Origin of the sequence: Burkholderia sp. AU30198, assembly GCF_020419825.1 — a bacterium.
GTDB lineage: Bacteria > Pseudomonadota > Gammaproteobacteria > Burkholderiales > Burkholderiaceae > Burkholderia.
Genome location: NZ_JAIZSA010000018.1, coordinates 57234 through 79017, shown reverse-complemented (window position 1 = coordinate 79017; position 21784 = coordinate 57234). Strand labels below are relative to the sequence as shown.

The following is a 21784-nucleotide window of genomic DNA, read 5'->3' as shown; positions in this document are numbered from 1 at the left end:
GGGCAACGGCGCCCGCGCCCGCGCGCCGATCGGCACGATTGCGTGCCGAAACGGCACGAACGCCCGCCCCGCGTTGCCTACACTCCGCGCTTGACTGGCCCGAACGGCCGCCGGCAACGCCGCGCGCCGTCTTTCAAAATCCTGACGGCCAGCATTACCGGAGGAGCACAGGGATGACCCGCAACACGCACGCCGCGACGCCGGCCCCGCACAATCCGTGGCGCGAGATCTGCGCCGCGAGCATCGGCAACGCGCTGGAGTTCTACGATCTGCTGATCTACGGCTATTTCGCGATCGTCATCGGCCAGCTGTTCTTTCCCACGCACGACGCGGCAACCTCGCTGTTGCTGTCGGTGGGCACGTTCGGCATTTCGTTCGTCACGCGTCCGCTCGGCTCGATCGTGCTCGGCAGCTATGCGGACCGCGCAGGCCGCAAGGCGTCGCTGACGATCTCGATCGGGCTGATGATGCTCGGCACCGCGATGATCGCGTTCGCGCCGACGTATGCGCAGATCGGTATCGCGTCGCCGCTCGTGATCATCGTCGCACGGATGCTGCAGGGCTTTTCGACGGGCGGCGAATTCGGTGCGGCCACCGCGTTCATGGTCGAGCAGGCCGATGCGAAGCGGCGCGGCTTCTTCGCGAGCTGGCAGATGTCGACGCAGGGGCTCGCGACGGTGCTCGCGGCCGGCGTGTCCGCACTGCTGAGCCTGCTGCTCACGACCGACCAGCTGCATGCGTGGGGCTGGCGCGTCGCGTTCTCGGTCGGGCTGCTGATCGGCCCGGTCGGGCTCTACATCCGCCGTAACATCGACGAACCGGCCGATTTCCGCCGGCTCGGCGAGAAGGGGCGCGCGAAGTCGCCGCTGCGCGACGTGTTCGCTCGCGATCGCGCGAACCTGCTGCTCGGCGCGGGTGTCGTCGCGACGGCCACCGCGTTCAACTACGTGCACAAGCTGTACATGCCGACGTACGCGGTCAAGCAGCTGCATATCCCGGCCACGTCGTCGTATCTCGGCGCGGTCGTCACGGGCGCGATGCTGATGGTCGCCGCGCCGGTCGTCGGGCACCTGTCGGATCGTTTTGGCCGCATCCGCGTGATGCTGGTCGCGCTGATCCTGGTCGGCGTGACGACGTGGCCGCTGTTCGTGATGCTGAACCGCTATCCGACGGTCGAGACGCTGCTCGCGGTGCAGGCGCTGGTCGGCCTGCTGATCGCGGTGAGCCTCGCACCGCTGCCGGCGCTGCTCGCCGACATCTTCCCGACGAGCACGCGCGGCACAGGCCTCGCGCTGTCGTACAACTTCTCGGTGACGCTGTTCGGCGGCTTCGCGCCGCTGATCGTGACCTGGCTGATCGACGCGACGCACAACAAGCTGGCGCCGAGTTTCTACGTGATGGCGACGGCCGTGCTCGGGATCACGTCGGTGATCTCGCTCCGCCGCCGGATGCGCGGTGCCGCTGCCGCCGCCGCGACGCCGTCGACGCCGTCGACGCGCGCGACCGAGGCCTGAAGCGGCGGCCCTGATCCCGATTCCGGCGCAGCCGGCACAAGCCGGCTGCGCCTTTCCCGAACCCTGTTGAGCCTTTCCGACATGACCACGCTTGAAGCCATCCGCGCCGCGTTGCCGGCCTATCCGATCGAAGTGGCCTTCCCCGACATCTCGCGCTGGCGCGCGGGCAATACGGGCATCGACTATCTGCATACGTTCGACAGCGGCCGGCCCGGCAAGCACGTGATGATCCTCGCGCTGACGCACGGCAACGAAGTCAGCGGCGTGATCGCTGTGGACGCGTTGCTGGCCGCGGGCCTGCGCCCGGTTGCGGGCCGCCTGTCGCTCGGCTTCGGCAACGTCGGCGCATACGAGCATTTCAGTGCTGAGAACGCCGATGCGACGCGCTACCTCGACGAGGACATGAATCGCGTGTGGACGCCGGCCGCGCTCGACGGTACGCACGACAGCCGCGAGCGCGTGCGTGCGCGCGCGATGCGTCCGCTGCTCGATACGGTCGACCTGTTGCTCGACATTCATTCGATGCACGAAGCGTCCGCGCCGCTGATGATGACCGGGCCGCTTGAAAAGGCGATCGCGCTGGCGGCCGCGATCGGCACGCCGGAGCACGTGATCATCGATCGCGGTCATGCGAACGGCACGCGGCTGCGCGATTACGGCGGCTTTGGCGATCCGGCCAGCGCGAAGAATGCGCTGCTGATCGAGACGGGCCAGCACTTCGCCGCGAGCGCACGCGATGTCGCGCTCGACAGCGCGGCGCGCTTCCTGCTGCATGCGGGCGTGGTCGCGCGCGACGACGTCGCGGCCTTTCTCACGCAGGCCGCGCCGGTGCGGCAGAAGTTCGTCGAGATCACGGAGCCGGTCGTCGCGCGTTCGATGGACTTCCGGTTCTCGCAACCGTTCACCGGGCTCGAGGTGATCGGGAATGCCGGCACCGAGATTGCGCGTGACGGCGACGACGTGATCGTCACGCCGTATGACAACTGCGTGATCGTGCAACCGTCGATGCGCCATCTCGGCGTGAACGTCACGATGATGCGGCTGGGGCGATTGCTGGATCGCTGATGGCGCGCGATGGCCGCTGCGATGCGGTCCGTCATTCGACTTGCCGAACGCGATAAACGCCTGCCCGCGATGGGCGGCGAGCCTGCTTCATGAATGCCAGGACGGGGCAGATAGCGGGCATGCAGGTGTCATGTTGCGTCGTATCGACACCGCAGCCCGCGATGGCGCGGATTCAGAATGTCATTCCAGCTCCGCGCTCAACGTACTGGTAATCGACGAGCGTTCCAAGGTTGATCAGCGAATGGCAAAGCGGGTCGCCGGCGAGCCATTCGCACAATTATTTCCATAAATAAACAGATTTCTGTTTTCTGAATATACCTGGTAAATAATTGGATAAACTTCTTTGGCACTGAACGAGTAGACGCCGTCGTTGATGGTGACCAGCAGGTTGCCGGTGGCGTCGGTTTCGATCTTGTCGATCTTGCCGGCCTTGCAAAGTGCCTGGGCGGACGCGCACGTGGAGGCAAGCATCAGTGCTGAAAACAGCACGGTTGCAATCTTCTTCATGAATTTCCTTTGGTATTGAATGAATTAATGCGATTTGACGACGTCGGTCACGTCCGGAAAGACGTGTCTGTCTTTCCGGATGGTTGATTCGCCAATGTCTGGAAATCAACGGTGGCCTGGTAAGGGGGAAGCTTTGCGACAAGGCACGAATGCAATGATTCGTGCTGCGCCTCCGTTGTCTCGTTGATTTTGGACTCGCGGTGTTGCGGCGCACAACACAGGCTATTTATTTGAATTAGAGGGCGCCAATCGAATTAATTTATCGTTAACTGGAATCGATAATTTTTTGTTTGAATTTGATTTTATTGAATTCTGAATGTGGTTGTTTTTATTTTTTGATTGTTTCGATATTCGAATAATCGGTGGCGAATATTGATTCGATGGTGGATGGCACGAACCGAGCAGTGCGAATCCGGAGCTGTCGGCGACGGCCGGGTCGACCCGAACCGGCACGGAAGGGCGTTACACTGCGCGGGTTCCCGAACGCATCGGGATGCGTCAGGACCCCGTGCACACGTGTCAGGAACCGGCAACGCATGTTGTCGGGTCTCGTCGCAGCGGCCGTGTGCTTTCTCGCGTCGCAGGCCGCCCCTTCATTGCCGGAGCGGACTTTCTGTTCGATGGAGGCTACGTTGCGAAATGAACCGGTCGATGACGCGTTCCGGCCTGCACGGTCCGGCGTGACGCGCTTCCTCGCCGCACCCGGAGGTCGCTTCGTGACGGCGCTGACCGCGACTTGCCTGTGGGGCAGCGCGTTTCCGGTCGTGAAGGTCGGATACGGGATGCTGGGCATACGCCGCGACGACACATTCCAGCAGATTGCATTCGCGGGCTATCGCTTCGTTCTGGCGGCGCTGCTGCTGTTCGCGCTGATGGCCATCGCGCGCGTTCCTCGACCGCCGTTGAACCGCGCGACGGCCGTGGCGATCGTGCGCGTGGGCGTCGTACAGACCTTCCTGCAATACGTGTTCTTCTACGCGGGAATTGCGCTCAGCAGCGGCATGGAAGGCTCGATCATCGCCGGCACGCTCACGTTCTTTCAACTGGGCCTCGCGCACGTGATGCATGCCGACGACCGCATGACCACGACCAAGGTCGTTGCCGCCGTTCTGGGTTTCGCCGGCATCGTCTTCTACCACGTGATGGCCAATGGCTACGTATTCACGATCGGAGGCGGCGAGGCACTGATGGTGTCGGCGATGTTTTTTGCCGCACTGGGCAACATGCTGAGCAAGCAGGCGGCCCCCGCGATCCTGCCCGTCCTGCCGCTCACCGCGATGCAGATGTTGCTCGGCGGCATTGCGCTGATCGCGGTCGGCGGTGCGAAGGCGGGTGTCGCGCCATTCGACTTCTCGCTCGGGTCGGTACTCGTGCTTGCCTACCTGGCTTTCGTATCCGCCGCCAGTTTCCTGCTGTGGAACAGCCTGATGTCCTACAACAAGGCGGGTGCGGTATCGATCTACCTGTTCCTCGTGCCGATCTTCGGCGTCCTGTTGTCGTCGGCGCTGTTGGGGGAGTCTTTGCGGTGGTACGTGGTGCCGGCGCTCGTGCTGGTCGTGATCGGGATCGCGCTGACGCATGCAGGCACGGCCGGTCGCGCAATCGTGCCGAGCGGTGCCACCGGGCCGAGCGATCGACCGTGATCCGGCGTCCGGCCCCCGGACTGCTGGTCGGGCACCGACGATCGGGTGGGGCGCGTTCATCTGGACGCGCGCGGAAAGGCGCTACACTGCGCGAGTTCCCGAACACACCGGGAGCGTCAGGGCACCGGGCACACGTATTGCATACGCGCAACGATGTATTTGCCCGCACCCTGACGCATTCGAACAAATCACGAGAGAAAGAGAGGGCCCATGCTGACACGTCTTCGTATCGGACTCGACCGCGCGCGCGACCTGCGCGAAGCGGGACAACCGTCTCCCATCCGGCCGCGCCCGCAGGCGAGCGAACTGGTCGACCTAAGCGCGAAGCGCGCGATGTGGCGGGTTGCCGTGCCGGGCCAGGCCGATTGCTACATGGCGGCGACGCCCGCCGAGACGGAGCGCTACGTCGTGCATCTCGACGCTCAAACGTTCTACGGCCTGTGGCTCGGCACGAGCCCGAGATTTCCGCAACTGAACTCGCAGGACTGCGTGCCGCGCCGCGTCATGCCGCTCGACAGCAAGTACGCATCGGCCGCCGCCGCGTTCCGGGCCGGCCGCCTCGAACCGGTGGCAGTGCCGCCGGTCGGCTACTGGCTCGAGGGAAGCGGGTATGAGGTCGCGATGAGCGACGGCATGACGCGCACCTTCTGGCTGCTCGCCAACCGCGTGCGGTCGTTTCCGGTCAGCGTCGACAACGCGACCTGGGCGACGATGCTGAACAACATGGCCGGCGTCGGCGTCGCGCCGATCGCGTACCGCGAACTGTTTGCCCGGCACGCGTAGGCCGCGCAGCGCGATCCGGCGCGCCGTGCGGCGGCACCGGATCGCCACCAGGTTTGACACGCCGCGTTCGCGGCCATTAAAGTCGCATCGCGGGCCGGTGGGTCAAGCACACGCCCGGAACAGGCAGCCGATGTTCCAGGACTACGGGGCTACCCCGTGGATCAGATCGACACCCCGATGCGTCGCAAGGAGCACCGTTGCGCGTTGCGCAACGACACTCCTCGCAGCACCAGTCACGTTGGCTCATCGTCCCGCCCATCGATTCCCATGCACGGCTCCCTGTTCGATACCGTCCGCACGATTGCCGAAGCGATGCTGGCCGGCGCGCCCGAACGTGCCGGCGTCCTTTCCCGGATGGCGGCCGTGCTCGGCGGCGCCCCGCCGTGGACTCACGAAGTCGCGAATGCCGCGCTCGCACGTTTCGGCTCGCACTGGGCCGACGTCGACATCGATACGCTTGCGGCGGACCTCGCCGAGGCGCCGGCGTTCGTGCTCGCGTGGTATGGCAGCGATCGGCCCGCGCCGATCCGCGTCGTGCGGCGGCCGCCGGTTCAGCAACCGCTGCCGGCGCCGCTCGCGGGCTGCGACGTGCCGCAATGGGCGACGCCCGGCGATCTTGCCGGCTGGCTCGGCGTGAGCGCGCCGGAACTCGACTGGCTGTCCGACCACCGGCGCGTCGACGCGCGCAGCGGCGCCACGCCGTTGCATCACTACACGTACGTGGCGCACGACAAGCGCAGCGGCGGGTGCCGCCTGGTCGAGATTCCGAAGGGCCGGCTGCGCGAAGCGCAGCGCCGCATTCTGCACGGGCTGCTCGATCGCATCGCGCCGCACGGTGCGGCACACGGTTTTCGCAAGGGGCACGGGATCGTCTCGTTCGCCGCGCCGCATGCGGATCGCGATGTCGTCGTCCGTTTCGATCTGGCGGATTTCTTCGTATCGATACACGCCGCACGCGTTCACGCGCTATTCGTCACGCTCGGGTATCCGGCCGAAGTCGCGCGCACGCTCACAGGGCTGTGCACCAACCGCGTACCGTCCGCGCGGCTGCTTGCGCCGGACCTGCGCGACCGGTTCGACTGGATCGGCCGCCAGCGCTATCGCGAACGGCATTTGCCACAGGGGGCGCCGACGTCGCCGGCGCTGGCGAACCTGAGCGCGTTCCGGTTCGACATGCGGCTCGCCGCGCTCGCGCGTTCGCTCGGCGCCACCTACACGCGCTACGCGGACGATCTCGCCTTTTCCGGCGGCGGCACGCTGGCGCGCGATGTCGAGCGGCTGCAGCTCCGGGTCGCCGCGATCGCCCTCGAGGAAGGCTTCGCGCTGCAACTGCGCAAGACGCGCGTGATGCGACGCGGCAGCCGGCAGCAACTGGCCGGCGTGGTCGTCAATCGTCATCCGAACCTGGCGCGCGATGAGTTCGATCTCCTGAAGGCCATCCTGACCAACTGCATCCGGAGCGGGCCGGCATCGCAGAATCGCGACGCGCATCCGGACTTCCGCGCGCATCTCGCCGGGCGTGTCGCGCATGCGGCCGCGCTGAACGCGGCGCGCGGCGCGAAGCTGCGCGCGCTGTTCGACCGGATCGCGTGGGAAGCGCGCGACGTCGGCCGGTAAGCGGCCGGATTCGCATCGACGCCGGTCGACGACTTCTGCAATACGGCTCCCCGCACTGCTATCATTCGCGCCATGCCGCGCCAGTGCCATGGTGCGGCGCTTGACTTGCCGCAGCCGTACGCCGTGCCTTCGTCGATGGCGCGCTGCGTGTTGCCGGCCCAGCCTTGTCGGTCATTGATTGACGCGCGACGTCGTTTAGTGCGTATCGCGCAAGCCATGCCGGCTCAGGCAAACGATTCACTCATTTGACAGCCCCTATTGGTGGAACTTCATGGTAGGTTCCGCCATCGGAGCTTTTTGCCAAAACATGCCCAAAGAGGATGAATACATGACCCAGGCCCTGCAGGAACTCGAAGCACAACTTCGGGACCTGAACATCAAGCTGTCGGATGCGAAGCAGAAGGAGAAGCAGGCCGCGCTCGCGGCATTCAAGGAACAGGTCGAGCTTTTGGGAATCTCGCAGCAGGAAGTGCTGAGCGCGCTCGGCTATATCGTCCAGCGAAAACGCAAGGCGCCTGCCAAGTACTACGATCCGACGTCCGGCCGCTCATGGTCGGGCCGCGGCCCGCGGCCGAAATGGCTCGAAGGCAAGGATCTCGATACGCTCGTCGTCGACCGTGAGGCCAAGACCTGGTGGCCCGGAGACGACCAGAGCTGAAGCCGGCCGGTCCGCCAGGCCACCCGGCGCCGTCCGGTTCGCGCAAGCGGGCCGGCCGGCAACACCCCGCCAGCAAGCTGTTTTTCATCCGGTGTCCGGCCTGACCGCGACATCGCCGGGTTCGCCGCCGACACCGGCTCACCGTTTCCCCGTTCCCCCGTTCATTACCCGCCGATTCCCGCCTGCCGTTGCGCAAGCGGGCGCTGACGCATGCGCGGACCGCCGCCGCTGGCGCGCGCGCCAGGGCTTTGCTCGCGGGCACAGGCCTTAGAATGTCGCCGGACAATCGTGGCGGGACACCATGGCAGCAAACATGAAATCTTCGACGCTCGGCGGCCCGTCGGCCCCGCGCGTGGAGCAGGTCGGCGCGTACGCGTGGAAAGCGCTGGCCGGATCGGCGATCGGCTATGCGATGGACGGCTTCGACCTGCTGATTCTCGGCTTCATGCTGCCCGCGATCACGGCGGCGCTGCAACTGACGCCCGGGCAGGGCGGCGCGCTGGTCACCTGGACACTGATCGGCGCCGTCGCCGGCGGCATCGTGTTCGGTGCACTGAGCGACCGTTACGGCCGCGTGCGCGTGCTGACCTGGACGATCCTGCTGTTCGCGATCTTCACCGGGCTGTGCGCGTTCGCGCGCGGCTTCTGGGATCTGCTCGTCTACCGCACCATCGCGGGCATCGGGCTGGGCGGCGAGTTCGGGATCGGCATGGCGCTCGCGGCGGAAGCGTGGCCGGCCAGCAAACGCGCCCGCGTGTCGTGCTACGTCGCGCTCGGCTGGCAGGCCGGCGTGCTGCTGGCCGCCCTGCTGACGCCGTTCCTGCTGTTGCACATCGGCTGGCGCGGGATGTTCCTGGTCGGCGTGCTGCCCGCGCTGCTCGCCTGGGCGATGCGCAACAAGCTGCACGAGCCGGAGGCGTTCGTGCAGCGCGCGACGCAGCCGAAGGCCAACGCATTCCGCCTGCTCGTCGCGGACGGTCGCACCGCGCGCACGAGCGTCGGCATCGTGATCCTGTGTTCGGTCCAGAACTTCGGCTACTACGGGATCATGATCTGGCTGCCGACCTTCCTGTCGAAACAGATGGGCTTCTCGCTGACGAAGTCGGGGTTGTGGACGGCGGCAACGGTCGTCGGGATGATGATCGGCGTCTGGGTGTTCGGGCAGCTGGCCGACCGCATCGGGCGCAAGCCGACGTTCCTGCTGTACCAGCTCGGCGCGGTCGTGACGGTCATCGCGTATGCACGTCTGTCGGACCCGACCGCGATGCTGTGGGCGGGCGCGCTGATGGGCATGTTCGTCAACGGGATGGTCGGCGGCTACGGGACGCTGATGTCGGAAGGCTATCCGACGGCCGCACGTGCAACCGCGCAGAACGTGCTGTGGAACATTGGCCGCGCGGTCGGCGGCTTCGGCCCGGTCGCGGTCGGCGCGCTGGCCGCGCACTACTCGTTCCAGACGGCCATCGCGCTGCTCGCCGGCCTCTACGTGCTCGACATGGTCGCGACGCTGTGCCTGATTCCCGAGCTCAAGGGCGTCGAGCTCGAATGAGCGCGGCGCTCGCGCGCCACCCAACGACTTCACCGGAAACCACGATGCAACAGAAGAACAGGACGATCGGCGTGATGGGCTCGGGCAAGGACCCGTGGCTCGCGTTTTCGGCGCCGCTCGGCGCATGGCTCGCGCAGGCCGGCTTCAACCTGCTGACGGGCGGCGGGCAGGGCGTGATGCTGGCGGTCGCGCGCGCGTTTGCCGGCGTGCCCGGGCGGGCGGGCCGATCGATCGGCATCCTGCCGACGCAGGCCGATCCGCTCGCGGGCTTCGTGCCGCTCGACGGCTATCCGCATCCGTTCGTCGACATCCCGATCCTCACGCCGCTGCCGCGCCGCGAGCCCGACGCGGATCCGCACACGATCAACCGCAACTACGTGAACGTGCTGAGCAGCGACCTGATCGTCGCGCTGCCGGGTGGGCACGGCACGGCCGAGGAGATTGCGCTCGCGCAGCGCTGGCGCAAGCCGCTCGTCTGCTTCGGGCCGGACGGTGCGTTTCGCGAACTCGCGGCGGGGGCCGCGTGCACGTCGTCGCTCGATGACGTGATCCGCTTCGTGGAAGACGCGTTTTCGGCGGAGCAAGCGCAGGTGCAGGTGCTGCGGTAGTTCACGCAGTCAGCGCGCTGGCGCGCGCCGTCGCCGCTTTTGAGGCAACCGTGCCGCCGGCGCGGGCAAGCCGCCGGCGGCACGATCCGTTACCTCGGCGCGCGGCTCAGCGGCCCGTCTTCAACTGCGCCCACAGCCGGTTCTGCAGCCGGCGAATCTCGGGCGGCATCGGCTTGAGCAGCGTCATCTTGCTCAGCACCTCGTCGGCCGGATACACCGACGTGTCGCGCGCGATCGCGGGCTTCACGTACTGGCGCGCGGCCTTGTTCGCGGTCGGGTAGAACACCGCGTTGGTGATGCCCGCATTGACCTTCGGATCCTGAACGTAGTTGATCCACTTCAGCGCGGCGTCGCGGTTCGGCGCGTCCTTCGGGATCACCATCATGTCGAACCACAGCAACCCGCCTTCCTTCGGATTCGCGAAGCGGATCTCATACGGGCGCTTCGCTTCGGCGGTGCGGCGGTGTGCGATGCCGACGTCGCCCGAGTAGCCGAGCGACACGCACAGGTCGTTGTTCGCGAGATCGTTGATGTAGCCCGACGAGTTGAACTGCGTGATGTACGGGCGCACCTTCTTCAGCACCTCGAACGCGGCGCGATAGTCGGCCGGGTTCGTGCTGTTCGGATCCTTGCCCATGTACTGCAGCGTGGCCGCGAACACGTCGACGGCCTGGTCGAGGAACGACACGCCGCAGTTCTTCAGCTTCGCCATGTTGGCCGGATCGAACACCAGCGCCCAGCTGTCGACCGGCGCCTTGTCGCCGAGCGCCTTCTTCACGGCCTGCACGTTGTAGCCGATGCCGTCGGTGCCGTATGCCCAGGGCACGCCGTACTGGTTGCCCGGGTCGGCATCGGCGACCATCTTCATCAGCAGCGGATCGAGGTTCGACAGGTTCGGCAGCTTCGACTTGTCGAGCGGCTGATAGACGCTCGCCTGGATCTGCTTGGCCATGTAGTTCGACGTCGGCACGACGATGTCGTAGCCGGAATTCCCCGACAGCAGTTTCGCCTGCAGCGTGTCGTCGTTGTCGTAGTTGTCGTAGCGGACGTGGAGGCCCGTCTGCTTCTGGAAGTTCGGGATCGTGTCCGGTGCGATGTAGTCGGACCAGTTGTAGATGTTCAGTTCGCCGGCCGCGTGGGCGGTCGTGCCGGCGGCCGCGGCGGCCGACAGGATGGCGGCGGTTGAAAGTGCGCGGCGAAGCGTGCGGATTCGCATGACGAAGTCTTCCATTTCGGTACGCGCGTCGAGCCGCGAGGCGCGGGTCGTTGCGCGAGGGTTCATCGGATGAAGCGGGCGTGCGCGACCGCCGCTCGCCGTGAGCGAACGTGGTGCACGACGGTCAGGAGTCCGTTCGATATCGAGCCGGGCCGCGCGGACGCGAAGTGCGGACCGAGCCCGTCACCGGTCGGCGACACGGCGAGCCGGTCGAACGGATACAGGGGAAAGGGGGCGCTAAGGCAGCAACGATGCCACGTCGTCGGTATGGATCGCGACGTAGGCACGCGCGGCGACGGCGTTGTGGCGGCGAACGGAACGGCGGGACAGGATGGTGTAGATCGACAGGGACAGGCGAGGACTGTGCCCGCCGTCACTGTCGTCGGAGGACGCGAGCGTGGCGCGCAGGTGTCGCGCGTCGCCTCGTCTCCACCGCACCAGCGGGCCACGGAATCTCACGATTACTCTCGACCGGGTTGTTGAAAGTATTGAACACCTGGCGGTTCGCCAGCGACTGCCGTTTCGGGTTTCGGTCATCGCGTTGGCCGCACGGCGGCATCGGCTTCGTGACGCGAACTGAAAGCTTGGCAGACCGCCGAATCGCCTGAAAATGACGCTCCCGTGAATCATCAGGTAAATCGCTGTAAGGATGTCTCCGGATTTTCCCTAGTGATTCGAAGGCCGATGAACGCGCGTGGCGTGAGGGCGAAGGCGAGAGAAGCGCGCGAGCCAGACTGTCTTGCTGGTCAGGACAGGCTCAAAGTGATGAGAATATTCGACGGCCTGCTGCCCGGGTCGCGCCTCGACACGTCATTTCCCAGGCTGTCGCGGCCTGGTTGGCGAGCCGGAAACCGGGCGACGGGACGCCGTTGATAACGGCAGCCATCGCACGGTGTCCTTGATCTACTTCATCGTGTCTTCCGCGGCGCGCGCCACCACGACCTTGCCGGTCATGCCGCCGCCTTCCACCAGACGATGCGCGTCCCGCAGCCGCGCCGCGTCGAGCGGAACCAGCACGCGGTTGACGGTCGAACGCAGCACACCCGCATCCACCAGGGCAGCCACTTCGTCGAGGATGCGGTGCTGGGCGATCAGGTCCGGCGTGCCGAACAGCGGGCGCGTGAACACCATCTCCCAATGCAGCGAAACGCTCTTGGCCTTGAACGGCACGGCATCGAGTGTGTCGTGGTCGTCGATGATGGCCAGCCGGCCCTGCGGGGCAATCAGTTCTGCCAACTCCGCCCAGTGTTCGGCCGTATTCGACAATGCCGCGATGTGCGTAATCGGTGGCACCGGCAACGCGCTGACTTGTGCGGGCAGCGGCTGGCGATGGTCGATGACGTGATGGGCGCCCAGGGCCAGGCACCAGTCGCGGCTCTGCGCGCGCGAGGCCGTGGCGACCACCGTCAGTCCGGTCAGGCGGCGAGCGAGCTGGATCAGCATCGAGCCGACGCCACCGGCACCCCCCAGCACCAGCAGGCTGCCCGCGCCGGCCGGCTTGCCGGGCGGCACGCCCAGACGATCGAACAGCAGTTGCCAGGCCGTCAGCGCGGTCAGGGGCAGCGCCGCCGCTTCGGCAAAGCTCAGGCTCGCGGGCGCACGTCCGACGATGCGTTCATCGACCAGGTGCGAATGCGCGTTGCTGCCGGTCCGGTCGAAAGACCCGGCGTAATACACCGCATCGCCGGGCCGGAACAGCGTGACGGCCTCGCCCACGGCTTCCACGATTCCTGCGGCATCCCAGCCCAGACACCGGACGCTAGCGGGCGCGGCCACCTGTCCCGCTCGAATCTTGGTGTCCACGGGATTGACCGAAACGGCCCGGACGGCAACGCGCAGATCATGGGGCCCGGGTGCCGGACAGGCGATCTCGACATCGACAAGGCAGTCGGGATCGGCCAGCGTGGATTGCCGGCGAAATGCGACGGCGGCGACGCTCGAAGCAGTCGTTGTCATCACTGCCTCCAGTCGGCCATGGGCCCGTTCCGGCGCAGGATGGATGACTGGCTGGTGTTGCATGAGACGGCGTGCAGGCGATGCGCCCGGATGCGGGGGGAAACAGCGTGAGAGATCACGGATCGTCCTTTCGTGGCGGGTCAAAGCCGGGATCTTAGGGGCGCCGTGATTAAAGAAAAAGTGGGCTATAGTTCCGCTTTATGCGGAACTTTATGTCCGTAATCGAGGTGGGGAATGGACGGCCTGAGCGGCTTCGTGGTGTTCGTGCAGGTCGCGGAAACGCGTAGCTTCGTGGCGGCGGGTCGGTTGCTGGGCGTTTCCGCCTCTGCCGTCGGCAAGAGCGTGGCGCGGCTGGAGGAAAAGCTGGGCGTGTCGCTGTTTCACCGCAGTACGCGCAGCGTCACGCTGACGGCTGAAGGCGCGCTCTTTCTGGAACGCAGCCGCCGCATCCTCGCCGAGGTCGAAGCCGCGGAAATGGAGCTCTCCCATGCGACGGCCGCGTCACGCGGCCGCTTGCGCGTCAGCCTGCCGATGGTGAGTTCACCGATGCTGCCGGTACTGGGTCAGTTCATGCGCGAATACCCCGAGATCGAACTGGATCTGGACTTCACCGATCGGCTGGTCGATGTGGTCGACGAAGGTTTCGATGTCGTGATCCGGGCGGGCGAGCCGACCGACTCACGCCTCGTCGCCCGAAAACTCGGTTCCTTCCGCTCGGTTCTGGTGGCCTCGCCCGACTACCTGGTGCAGCGTGGCACGCCCAGGGTGCCTGCCGATCTGCCGGGGCACGCCTGTCTGCACTACCGCTTTCCCCGTACCGGCAAGCTGGAGCCGTGGGAGTTACGTCGCGCCGCGGGCGAGCCCGAACTGCACTTGCCCACGTCGATGATCTGCAACAACATCGAGACGCGCGTGCGCTTTGCGCTGCAAGGCCTGGGCATCGCGTATCTGCCGAAATTCGCCATCGAGGAGCCGCTGTCGGACGGTCGACTGTGCGAGGTTCTGGCCAAATATGCGCAGCGCACCGGCGCCTTCTACGTGCTCTGGCCCGCGAGCAAGCACCCGTCGCCGAAGGTCCGGGCCTTGGTGGATTTTCTCGGCGCGCGGGTCTTTCCGGCCGCTGAAGCCAAGCGGAGAAAGCCGGCCAGTCGATAGACCGGTATCGCGGGGGCGCGCATGGCGTCGGTGGTCATACGGCGCCCGGCGCGGTGCTTCGCGCGTCGCGCAACGCCGGGCGGGAAGGTCGTGTCGACAGGCGACAAGGGCATTTGCCGCGAAGACGGACGGAGACGCCCCGTCGAACCTCAGTCGCGGGCCGGCCCGGGCCGGCTGAAGCGCTGCTCGACCACCTCGGTGCCCCAATGCGTGCCTGCGGATTCGCTGGTCAGCGTGAAGCCGAACGACTCGTACAGATGGCGCGCCGAATCCAGGCCCTTGAACGTCCACAGGTAGGTTTCGCGAAAGCGCTGCGCGTCGACGAAGCGCATGGCTTCCGTCATGAGCCGGCGCCCGATGCCGGACCCGCGCAACGCGTCGTTCACGATGAACCATCGCAGGTGCGCGACGCCCGTTGCCGGGTCGCCGTCGATCGCGAGCGACGCGAGGGTCCGTCCGTCTTCCTGGCACAGCCAAAGCGCCTTGCCGTCGGCCGGCAGCGCACCGGCGAACTCGGCCAGCTCGGTCGCCACCCGCTTTTCGAAAACGGCGCCGAAGCCCCAGTGTTCCGAATAAAAGCGCGCGTGAAGGCTCGCGATATCGCCGATGCAGCCCGGCTGGTAGCCTTCGCGGATCGACGGCGCCTCGGGTGCGGCGGCGGGCGCCTTGGCGGCGTTGTCCTGCGCGAGCGCATCGGCATACAGCGCGAGCGAGCGCAGCAGCGCCTGCTGGTCGGCCGGCACCATCCGGCGCAGCGCATTCGACACCTGATCGGTCGCGAAGGTGTCGATTCTTTTCTGGAGCTTTTTCCCATCGGCGGTCAGGTACAGCTCGGTCGCGCGCGCATCGTCGCTCGACACGCGCCGTTCCACGACGCCGGCCGCCTCGAGCCGCGCGAGTTGCCGGCTCGTGTTCGATTTGTCCAGCCGCAGGATGTTGCCCAGGTCGCGGGCGTTGATGCCGGGCGCCGTCCCGATCTCGAGGATCGCGTGAACGGCCGAAGGCGCCCAGTCGCTGTCGGCCAGCGTCGCGCGCATGAAGCCGAGCTCGCGAACCAGTTTGCGGGAGAAGTCGCGCAGCTCGAGGATGGTCGCTTCGCGAGGCTTGGCGGGAGCGTCGATGAGGTCCATGGTTGGCCTGAAAAGGTTGCGGATCGCAATCAATAATAGTTGCGAGTCGCAACTTGATCAAGGGGGAATTTCATGTGGACGGGCCGTGCCGAGCGGGCGCTTCCGGAGGCCTGCGTTAGCGCGGCTCAAAGGGGGAGCTGAGTGGCGGGCAGTCAGTGGTACTGGCGCGGATGGTGGCGTGCCGCGGACTGGACGCATACTCGGTGCATTCGGCCTGCCAGCCATATGAGCTCGGGCGTCGGCCGGTCATCGATCCGCGGCCGCGGACAACGGAGTGCACCATGAACAATCTGAAGCCGATGACGATTGCGTTGCTTGCCGGATGCGGCATCAGCGCCGGCGCGGCCTACGCTGCCGGCAGCATGGATGCGCCGCCCTGCAGCGCGGCGCATGCGGCGGATCAGGGCGGGATCGCCGCGATGCCGGGCACGTCGGTCCGCAGCTTTTCGACCGCCGGTTGCTCGGGCGCGGTGCTGCAGGGCGAACGGGCCACCGCGACGGTCAACGGCGACCGGGTCGAGCTGCGGGACGGCACCGTCTATGTGAACGGCCGTTCGTACGGCGCGGTCACGCCCGCGCAGACGGTCGAATACGAAGCCGCGCACGACCGGCGCACGTTGAAGGTCGACGGGAAAGTCCGCACGCCGGTGCGCTGAGTCGCGCGTCGCGGCTCAGGCACGCGGTGCCGCGCTTATTCGACCAGCGTCAGCTGGCCGTCGCTGAGCCGCACTTCGCGCCCGATCCACGCCGCATCGACGCGCGGCAGCACGGCCGACGGCTTGCGCAGTTCGCGCAGCAGCGTCGCGCCGTGCGACAGCCGGCCGCCCATGCGTGCGATCACGGCGCGCGCGGCCTGGTACTGCGCATGCCGGCCCGGGTCGAGCGTGTCTTCCAGCAGGATGTCGTGGCCGAGCACACCCTGGGTGTGGCCCGGATAGATCATGAAGCCGGCCGCCTCGTCGGTCCCTTCGCTGCCGTCCTGCCAGAAGCTGCCGTTGCGTTCGCGGCGCTCGGGATGCGGCGCGAACCACGTGTCGCGGTCGGCGGCCGGCATCGCATGATGCAGGCGGAAGAACACGCGCATCAGGTTGTCGCGATACCACTCGCGCACCTGCAGATACCAGCCGCGCATGCCCGGCGCACCGAGCGCGTGGAGCACGCGGACCGGCAGCGGCCAGTCGGGAAACGCCTGCAACGGCAGGCTGGTGGACGCGGGGCGTGCGGTGCCCGGATCGGTTTCCCACGGCAGGCGATGCGGGCTGTCGTCGAGCTGGCCGTATGCGGTCGGCGGACGGCCCCACAGTGCGCCGCCGCTGCTGGCCAGCGATGACGCGATGCACAGGTTGCCCTGCACGACGAACACGTAGAAGCGCGTGAACCAGTCGGCCAGTTGCTGGCCGTCGGCGCGTCGCTCGACGAGCGTCGCGAGTTCCCGGTCGAAGCGCTGCAAGCCGCGCTCGAGCGTCGGCAGATGCCCGCGCGCGACGCGCAGCATGCGCCAGAACACCGGCAGCGAACGCAGCAGCCGCAGCGGTCGCCAGCGCAGCGGCGGTGTCGCGCCGCCGATCTCGCCGCTGTAGTTGCCGGCCGACACGCCCCAGTCGGCGAGGCGGGCGAGGAACAGGTCGTTGTTGATGTACGACGCGCCACCGTAGAGCGCGGTAAATGGTTCGTTGTCCTGCAGTACGCGCGCATCCCAGCGCGCCATGATGGCCGGGATGCTGCCGGCCGCACGCCGCTGCGCATACTCGACCAGTCGGCTCGGCTGCGGCGGCAGGATCTCGGCGATGTTCGCGGCGGTCAGGTGCCGGTGCCAGCCGTAGCTGCTGATCGGGCGGTACTGCAGCAGCCACAGCCGCGTGCCGTCCCACGCCCATTCGACATCGCCCGGCACGTAGTGGAACGCGCGCAGCACGCGCTGCAGGAAGTCCCACAGCTGCGTCGCGCTCAGGCCGTGCGCGGTCGGGAACGTGCCGCGCTGCCAGGGCTCGCCGAGCCGCGACAGGATCGCGCGCTGCGGGCTGGCTTGTCCGTCGGCGAGCGTTTCGAGGTGGCCTTCCACCCATTCGACTTCGACCGCGAGATGTCGCACGAACGCGATACCCGACAGCACGGGCGTGATGAAGCGCTGCACGACCGTTTCCTCGAGGCCGCCGTCGAGCAGCTCGGCCACGCGCGCGGCCGCTTGCGATGCCGGTACGCGCAGGAACGTGGTGTGCAGGCCGGCGTTGGCCGCATCGGCCTGGTCTTCTCCGTGGCTCGACGAGCGGATCGCCCACTCGGCGTCGGGCTGGCTCGCGAGAAAGCCGGGCAGGCGCGGGTCGTCGGCACGGGTCAGCGACAGCGCGGGCGGCACGGGCAGGCCGGCCATCGTGGCCAGTGCCAGTCGCCCGCCCTTGGTGTGCGCGACGAAGCCGGCGTCGCCCGCTTCGAGCCACTGCGCGAATGCCGCCGGCGTGTCGATCCACGGATAGTGTCCCCAGCCGGCCTGCAGCGTGACGGTGAGATCGGCGCGTGCGAGGATGGCCGACCACGCGGCGGCCTGGCGCACGCCGAGCACGTTGTCCTGGTCGCCCCACACGAGTTCGATGCGATCGGTGACCCACTCGAGCAGCGGCAGCGCGGTATCGGCGCGCACGAGATCCCAGTGCGGCAGGAACGCGCGGCAGCGCGCATAGCCGGCGCCCATGCGGCGGTACTGGGCGCGCGTCCAGGTCAGGTTCGAGAACTTGCGGGCGAACAGCGCCGGGTAGTGCGCGAGCAGCCAGTGGATGGTCTTGCGCAGCGGTTTCGGCGCCATCAGCTTCGGCAGGCGCCGTTCCCACAGGAACGCACCGACGGGCGCGAGCAGCACGCTGCGGCCGAAGTGGCCGGGGCGTCGCTGCAATGCGTGCAGCACCAGCAGCGCATTCACGCCGACCGCCATGATCGCGTGGCCCGGTTCGGTCGCATCCAGCAGCGCTTGCGCATACGCGGCGAGATCGTCGCAGGGCGGCGCGGGGTTGTCGCCGAAGCCCGGCAGTTCCAGCGGCACGGGCCGGTAATGCCGGAAGTGGGGCAGCGCATCGTCCCACCAGTCGGCCGCGCTGCCGTTGCCGGCGAGGAGGTACAGGATCGGTTTGCTCATGGAGGCTTGGTCGGCGGGCGATCGTCGCGATGGCACACGCCCGGCCGGGGCGGTGCCGTCGGCGGATGCCGCGGGTCTTGTTCGTGTCGTCTTGTTCGCGTTGCGCCGGTGCGAGTGGAATGGAGGCGTGGCCCCGCTCGGCTTGATGGTTGCGGGCATTCTACGCGAGTCGATTCCGCTCGAGAGGCATGCGGGGTTGCGGAGTTTCAGATGCGCGATCGATACCCGTTGCCGGGTGTCGATTGAACGAAATGCCTCGAGGCCGGCGAATGATCCGGATCGAAGCGCGGATTTCGCCTGAACGAAAAAAGTAGCGTCGGGCCGCCGGCGTTCACCGGGCCTGATGCAAGGCATGAAACAGAAAAGACGCTGGTCATGCCTTGCGTGTGCGGGAAGCCCTGATGCCGGCAAGGCAGCCAGCTTGCCGTCGTGAGTCGGGAACGCGTTGGCTGCGGGTTCTTTAAACGGCCACCGATTGCGCGCTACGCGTCGGGGTCCACGCCCGCGCGCGGCGTGCGCCCGGTCCAGCGCCGATACGCATGACGGAAGCTGCGCGGCTCGCTATAGCCGAGGCGCTCCGCAATCGCCGCGACCGTCAGCTCAGGGTCGTCGAGCATCCGCTGCGCCTCGTCGCGGCGCACGTCGTCGAGCAGCGACTGGAACGTGAGGCCATCCTTGTCGAGCCGCCTGCGCAGCGTGCGCTCCGTCAGGTGCAGTGCGTTCGCGAGCGACGTCATCGACTTGAAACGCGCGAGGTCGCGCGCCATCAGCTCCTTCGCGCGATCGGCAAAGCGCGTGCCGACCGACGCGGCCCACTGCCGTTCGAGCGCCTCGCACTGGCCGTGCAGCGCGTTGAAGCTGACTTCGTTCGCGAGCAGCGGCATCTCCGTGCCGTTCACCGACGTGAACACGAGGCGGTTGTCGCCCGCATTGAACGCGATCTTGCAGCCGAAGTGACGCGCGTAGTCGGCCGCATTGCGCGGCGTGCGGCGCGCGAGCTGCACCTGCGCGGGCCAGACCGGCTTGCCGACGAGATCGGACACGATCAGGCGCAGGCTCGACAGGCACATGTCGACCTGGAACACCTCGAGATCCGGCTCGCCGTTGTAACGGCTGATCGTCACGCTCATGCCGTCCGCGTGCGCATCGATACGCACATCGAAATACAGCCCCATGAATAGCGGAAACTGGCTCATGCACCGGAATGCCTGCATCACCGAGCCGCTGATCAGCATCGCGTAGCCGGCGAGGCCGAGCGTCGACACGTGCAACCGCGCACCGATCGACAGCCCGATCGACGGCACGCCGCTGCGCTGCAGCAGGTTGTGGAAGCAGCGCTGCTCCTGGCCGCGATTCACGTGCAGGTTCGGCGACGCGACTTCGGCCGCGCCGAGCCCCGTGCCTTCGAGCAGCGCGGCACCGTCGATATGCCGCACGCGGCACTCGTCCAGCGCGACCGCGATCGCGTGGACGGTGGCGGGAATGTCCTCCTGGCGGCCGGCCGGGCGCGCGAGGCCGAGCGACGAGCGCAGGCTGCGCTCGGCCCGGCTCTGGTTTCGATGGGAACGGCTGTCCATGGTGCTGACGGGGCGACTGGGTCGCGTAGAACATAGCCGGAATGTCCGCAAAACGCCAGTGCGGCACAGCACCATGCAAGCCGCGCCGGCGCTGCGCGCGGCGCTGTGTCCGGAAATATCCCCTGATTACGTCCGCTTTTCTCATTCGTGGTCGATTTTTTGGCGCACCACACTTTCTGCCAGTCGTGCGCCGCCGGCCATGCCGGGCGAACGAGTGTTGGAGCCGTGAACGCCACCCACGTGAGGACAGCATGGACAACGACAGCCCAGGTCGATACGCATCGGCCGCCGCGACGCATGACTTCGGGACGCACGCAATCCGCAGCGAGGCGGACGAACGCCGCCAGCCGCACCTGCTCGGACTGGCGACGCTGGTGATCTTCGGCCTCGCGTACATGCTGCCGATGACGGTGTTCACGACCTACGGGCTCGTCACGAGCGAAACGAACGGGCATCTGACGGCCGCGTATGCGGTCACGCTGGTCGCGATGCTGTTCACCGCGCGCAGCTATGGCCACATGGCGCGGCTGATGCCGAGCGCCGGGTCCGCCTACACGTTCGCGAGCCGCAACTTCGGCACGTCGGCCGGCTTCATGGTCGGCTGGGCATTGCTGATGGATTACCTGTTCATCCCGATGATCAGCTACCTCGCAATCGGCATCTACATGAAACAGATTTTCCCTGGCGTGCCGGCCAGCGTGTGGATCGTCGGGAGCATCGCGCTGATCACCGGGCTGAACATCGTCGGCATCCGGCTCGTCAATCGCGTGAACCTGATCCTGATCGCGAGCCAGCTCGTGTTCATCGCGATCTTCTTTATTGCTTCCGCGCGGGTTGCGTCGGGCGAAGGGTTGTCGATGGCCGTCGCGCTGCCGTCGTCGGGCGATGCGCGCGCGATCTTCGCCGGTTCGGCGATCCTGTGCCTGTCATTCCTCGGCTTCGATGCGGTCACCACGCTGTCGGAGGAAACACGCGAGCCGAAACGCACGGTGCCGCGCGCGATCCTGCTCTGCACGCTGGCAAGCGGTGTGCTGTTCATGCTGGTCGCATACGTCGGGCAAGTGGTGTTTCCCGACTGGCACGCCTTCAAGGATCTCGATTCGGCCAGCCTCGAACTGATGCGGCGTATCGGCGGCGGCACGCTGTCGGCGTTCTTCGTCGCGGTGTACGTGGCCGGCTGCTTCGCGAGCGCGATGGCCGGGCAGGCGAGCGTGACGCGTGTGCTGTTCGCGATGGGCCGCGACCGGGTGCTGCCCGAACGCGTATTCGGCCACCTGCATGCGCGGCTGCGCACGCCGGTGCGCGCGACGCTCGCGGTCGGCATCGTGTCGTTGTCCGCGCTGTTCATCACGCTCGATCTCGCGTCGACGATGATCAGCTTCGGTGCGCTCGTCGCGTTCGCGGTCGTGAACCTGTGCGTGATGCGCAGCTATCTGTGCCGCCCCGAGCATCGCCGCTTCGCGGGCTGGATCACGTTCGGCGTGATGCCGGCGATCGGCTTCGCGATGAACGTGTGGCTCTGGTCGGGACTGTCGCGCCAGACGTTCTACGTCGGCACCGGCTGGCTCGTGCTCGGACTCTGCCAACTCGTGTGGCTGACGCGCGGCTTCACGCGCCCGGCGCCGACGCTGTCGATGAATTGAATGACCGGCCGCGCCGCGTCACGCCGGACTTGAAAC

General features: G+C 67.1%; 18 protein-coding genes. 11 read left to right on the top strand and 7 right to left on the bottom strand.

Annotation, left to right across the window (positions count from 1 at the left end; all coding sequences use genetic code 11):
* Positions 1 to 173 precede the first annotated feature (173 nt).
* A complete protein-coding gene (locus LGN19_RS31175; protein ID WP_226219060.1) occupies positions 174 to 1514 on the top strand; it encodes an MFS transporter in 1341 nt (446 codons plus the stop codon).
* Between the two features lie 81 nt (positions 1515 to 1595).
* A complete protein-coding gene (locus LGN19_RS31170; protein ID WP_226219058.1) occupies positions 1596 to 2579 on the top strand; it encodes a succinylglutamate desuccinylase/aspartoacylase family protein in 984 nt (327 codons plus the stop codon).
* Between the two features lie 234 nt (positions 2580 to 2813).
* Here LGN19_RS31170 and LGN19_RS31165 read toward each other — a convergent pair whose 3' ends face one another.
* A complete protein-coding gene (locus LGN19_RS31165; protein WP_122950123.1) occupies positions 2814 to 3086 on the bottom strand; it encodes a hypothetical protein in 273 nt (90 codons plus the stop codon).
* Between the two features lie 716 nt (positions 3087 to 3802).
* Here LGN19_RS31165 and LGN19_RS31160 point away from each other — a divergent pair.
* The 6 genes from LGN19_RS31160 to LGN19_RS31135 all read left to right on the top strand — a co-directional run bounded on the left by LGN19_RS31160 (position 3803) and on the right by LGN19_RS31135 (position 9944).
* Positions 3803 to 4729: a DMT family transporter gene (locus LGN19_RS31160; RefSeq protein ID WP_226219056.1), complete on the top strand. Its 927-nt coding sequence runs from the start codon at positions 3803 to 3805 to the stop codon at positions 4727 to 4729.
* Positions 4730 to 4939: 210 nt separating this feature from the next.
* On the top strand, positions 4940 to 5512 hold the full coding sequence (locus tag LGN19_RS31155) for a plasmid fertility inhibition factor family protein (RefSeq protein ID WP_226219054.1): 573 nt from the start codon (positions 4940 to 4942) through the stop codon (positions 5510 to 5512).
* A 267-nt stretch (positions 5513 to 5779) separates the two neighbouring features.
* Positions 5780 to 7129 (top strand): reverse transcriptase family protein, encoded by a 1350-nt coding sequence (locus tag LGN19_RS31150; RefSeq protein WP_226219052.1) that lies wholly within the window; start codon positions 5780 to 5782, stop codon positions 7127 to 7129.
* A gap of 328 nt (positions 7130 to 7457) precedes the next feature.
* Positions 7458 to 7787, top strand: a complete 330-nt coding sequence (locus LGN19_RS31145; protein ID WP_175223476.1) for an H-NS family nucleoid-associated regulatory protein — start codon at positions 7458 to 7460, stop codon at positions 7785 to 7787.
* Between the two features lie 301 nt (positions 7788 to 8088).
* Positions 8089 to 9336: an MFS transporter gene (locus LGN19_RS31140; RefSeq protein ID WP_122950118.1), complete on the top strand. Its 1248-nt coding sequence runs from the start codon at positions 8089 to 8091 to the stop codon at positions 9334 to 9336.
* A complete protein-coding gene (locus tag LGN19_RS31135; protein ID WP_226219050.1) occupies positions 9333 to 9944 on the top strand; it encodes a DNA-binding protein in 612 nt (203 codons plus the stop codon). The genes LGN19_RS31140 and LGN19_RS31135 overlap by 4 nt, the downstream gene beginning before the upstream one ends.
* A gap of 106 nt (positions 9945 to 10050) precedes the next feature.
* Here LGN19_RS31135 and LGN19_RS31130 read toward each other — a convergent pair whose 3' ends face one another.
* From LGN19_RS31130 to LGN19_RS31120, 3 genes are all read right to left on the bottom strand, one after another.
* Positions 10051 to 11160, bottom strand: coding sequence for a polyamine ABC transporter substrate-binding protein (locus LGN19_RS31130; RefSeq protein WP_226219048.1), 1110 nt, complete (start codon positions 11158 to 11160; stop codon positions 10051 to 10053).
* 237 nt (positions 11161 to 11397) lie between these two features.
* The gene (locus LGN19_RS31125) at positions 11398 to 11598 is read right to left on the bottom strand and encodes a hypothetical protein (RefSeq protein WP_374104170.1); all 201 of its coding nucleotides are present in this window, start codon (positions 11596 to 11598) and stop codon (positions 11398 to 11400) included.
* A gap of 465 nt (positions 11599 to 12063) precedes the next feature.
* Positions 12064 to 13116: a zinc-binding alcohol dehydrogenase family protein gene (locus LGN19_RS31120; RefSeq protein ID WP_226219046.1), complete on the bottom strand. Its 1053-nt coding sequence runs from the start codon at positions 13114 to 13116 to the stop codon at positions 12064 to 12066.
* A gap of 234 nt (positions 13117 to 13350) precedes the next feature.
* Between LGN19_RS31120 and LGN19_RS31115 the strand changes: the two genes are divergently transcribed.
* Positions 13351 to 14271, top strand: a complete 921-nt coding sequence (locus tag LGN19_RS31115) for a LysR family transcriptional regulator (RefSeq protein WP_226219044.1) — start codon at positions 13351 to 13353, stop codon at positions 14269 to 14271.
* Between the two features lie 149 nt (positions 14272 to 14420).
* Here LGN19_RS31115 and LGN19_RS31110 read toward each other — a convergent pair whose 3' ends face one another.
* Complete coding sequence (locus tag LGN19_RS31110) at positions 14421 to 15401, bottom strand: helix-turn-helix domain-containing GNAT family N-acetyltransferase (RefSeq protein WP_226219042.1); 981 nt, start codon at positions 15399 to 15401, stop codon at positions 14421 to 14423.
* Between the two features lie 281 nt (positions 15402 to 15682).
* Here LGN19_RS31110 and LGN19_RS31105 point away from each other — a divergent pair, with 281 nt between their 5' ends.
* Entirely contained in the window at positions 15683 to 16057 is a 375-nt protein-coding gene (locus tag LGN19_RS31105; protein ID WP_174960004.1) for a sugar ABC transporter ATPase, read from the top strand.
* Between the two features lie 35 nt (positions 16058 to 16092).
* Here the strand turns inward: LGN19_RS31105 and LGN19_RS31100 are convergent, their stop codons facing one another.
* Both LGN19_RS31100 and LGN19_RS31095 read right to left on the bottom strand, forming a co-directional pair.
* Positions 16093 to 18528: a PEP-utilizing enzyme gene (locus LGN19_RS31100; protein ID WP_226219040.1), complete on the bottom strand. Its 2436-nt coding sequence runs from the start codon at positions 18526 to 18528 to the stop codon at positions 16093 to 16095.
* Positions 18529 to 19010: 482 nt separating this feature from the next.
* Positions 19011 to 20105 (bottom strand): AraC family transcriptional regulator, encoded by a 1095-nt coding sequence (locus tag LGN19_RS31095; protein WP_226219038.1) that lies wholly within the window; start codon positions 20103 to 20105, stop codon positions 19011 to 19013.
* A 251-nt stretch (positions 20106 to 20356) separates the two neighbouring features.
* Between LGN19_RS31095 and LGN19_RS31090 the strand changes: the two genes are divergently transcribed.
* Complete coding sequence (locus LGN19_RS31090) at positions 20357 to 21748, top strand: APC family permease (RefSeq protein ID WP_122950111.1); 1392 nt, start codon at positions 20357 to 20359, stop codon at positions 21746 to 21748.
* Positions 21749 to 21784: the final 36 nt, after the last annotated feature.

Bases quoted from the DNA above. Each gene is read 5' to 3' on its own strand.
- LGN19_RS31155 (WP_226219054.1), top strand. From the start codon at position 4,940: ATGCTGACACGTCTTCGTATCGGACTCGACCGCGCGCGCGACCTGCGC.
- LGN19_RS31145 (WP_175223476.1), top strand. From the start codon at position 7,458: ATGACCCAGGCCCTGCAGGAACTCGAAGCACAACTTCGGGACCTGAAC.
- LGN19_RS31100 (WP_226219040.1), bottom strand. From the start codon at position 18,528: ATGAGCAAACCGATCCTGTACCTCCTCGCCGGCAACGGCAGCGCGGCC.
- LGN19_RS31150 (WP_226219052.1), top strand. From the start codon at position 5,780: ATGCACGGCTCCCTGTTCGATACCGTCCGCACGATTGCCGAAGCGATG.
- LGN19_RS31090 (WP_122950111.1), top strand. From the start codon at position 20,357: ATGGACAACGACAGCCCAGGTCGATACGCATCGGCCGCCGCGACGCAT.
- LGN19_RS31170 (WP_226219058.1), top strand. From the start codon at position 1,596: ATGACCACGCTTGAAGCCATCCGCGCCGCGTTGCCGGCCTATCCGATC.
- LGN19_RS31120 (WP_226219046.1), bottom strand. From the start codon at position 13,116: ATGACAACGACTGCTTCGAGCGTCGCCGCCGTCGCATTTCGCCGGCAA.
- LGN19_RS31095 (WP_226219038.1), bottom strand. From the start codon at position 20,105: ATGGACAGCCGTTCCCATCGAAACCAGAGCCGGGCCGAGCGCAGCCTG.
- LGN19_RS31115 (WP_226219044.1), top strand. From the start codon at position 13,351: ATGGACGGCCTGAGCGGCTTCGTGGTGTTCGTGCAGGTCGCGGAAACG.
- LGN19_RS31130 (WP_226219048.1), bottom strand. From the start codon at position 11,160: ATGCGAATCCGCACGCTTCGCCGCGCACTTTCAACCGCCGCCATCCTG.
- LGN19_RS31135 (WP_226219050.1), top strand. From the start codon at position 9,333: ATGAGCGCGGCGCTCGCGCGCCACCCAACGACTTCACCGGAAACCACG.
- LGN19_RS31110 (WP_226219042.1), bottom strand. From the start codon at position 15,401: ATGGACCTCATCGACGCTCCCGCCAAGCCTCGCGAAGCGACCATCCTC.
- LGN19_RS31140 (WP_122950118.1), top strand. From the start codon at position 8,089: ATGGCAGCAAACATGAAATCTTCGACGCTCGGCGGCCCGTCGGCCCCG.
- LGN19_RS31165 (WP_122950123.1), bottom strand. From the start codon at position 3,086: ATGAAGAAGATTGCAACCGTGCTGTTTTCAGCACTGATGCTTGCCTCC.
- LGN19_RS31105 (WP_174960004.1), top strand. From the start codon at position 15,683: ATGAACAATCTGAAGCCGATGACGATTGCGTTGCTTGCCGGATGCGGC.
- LGN19_RS31175 (WP_226219060.1), top strand. From the start codon at position 174: ATGACCCGCAACACGCACGCCGCGACGCCGGCCCCGCACAATCCGTGG.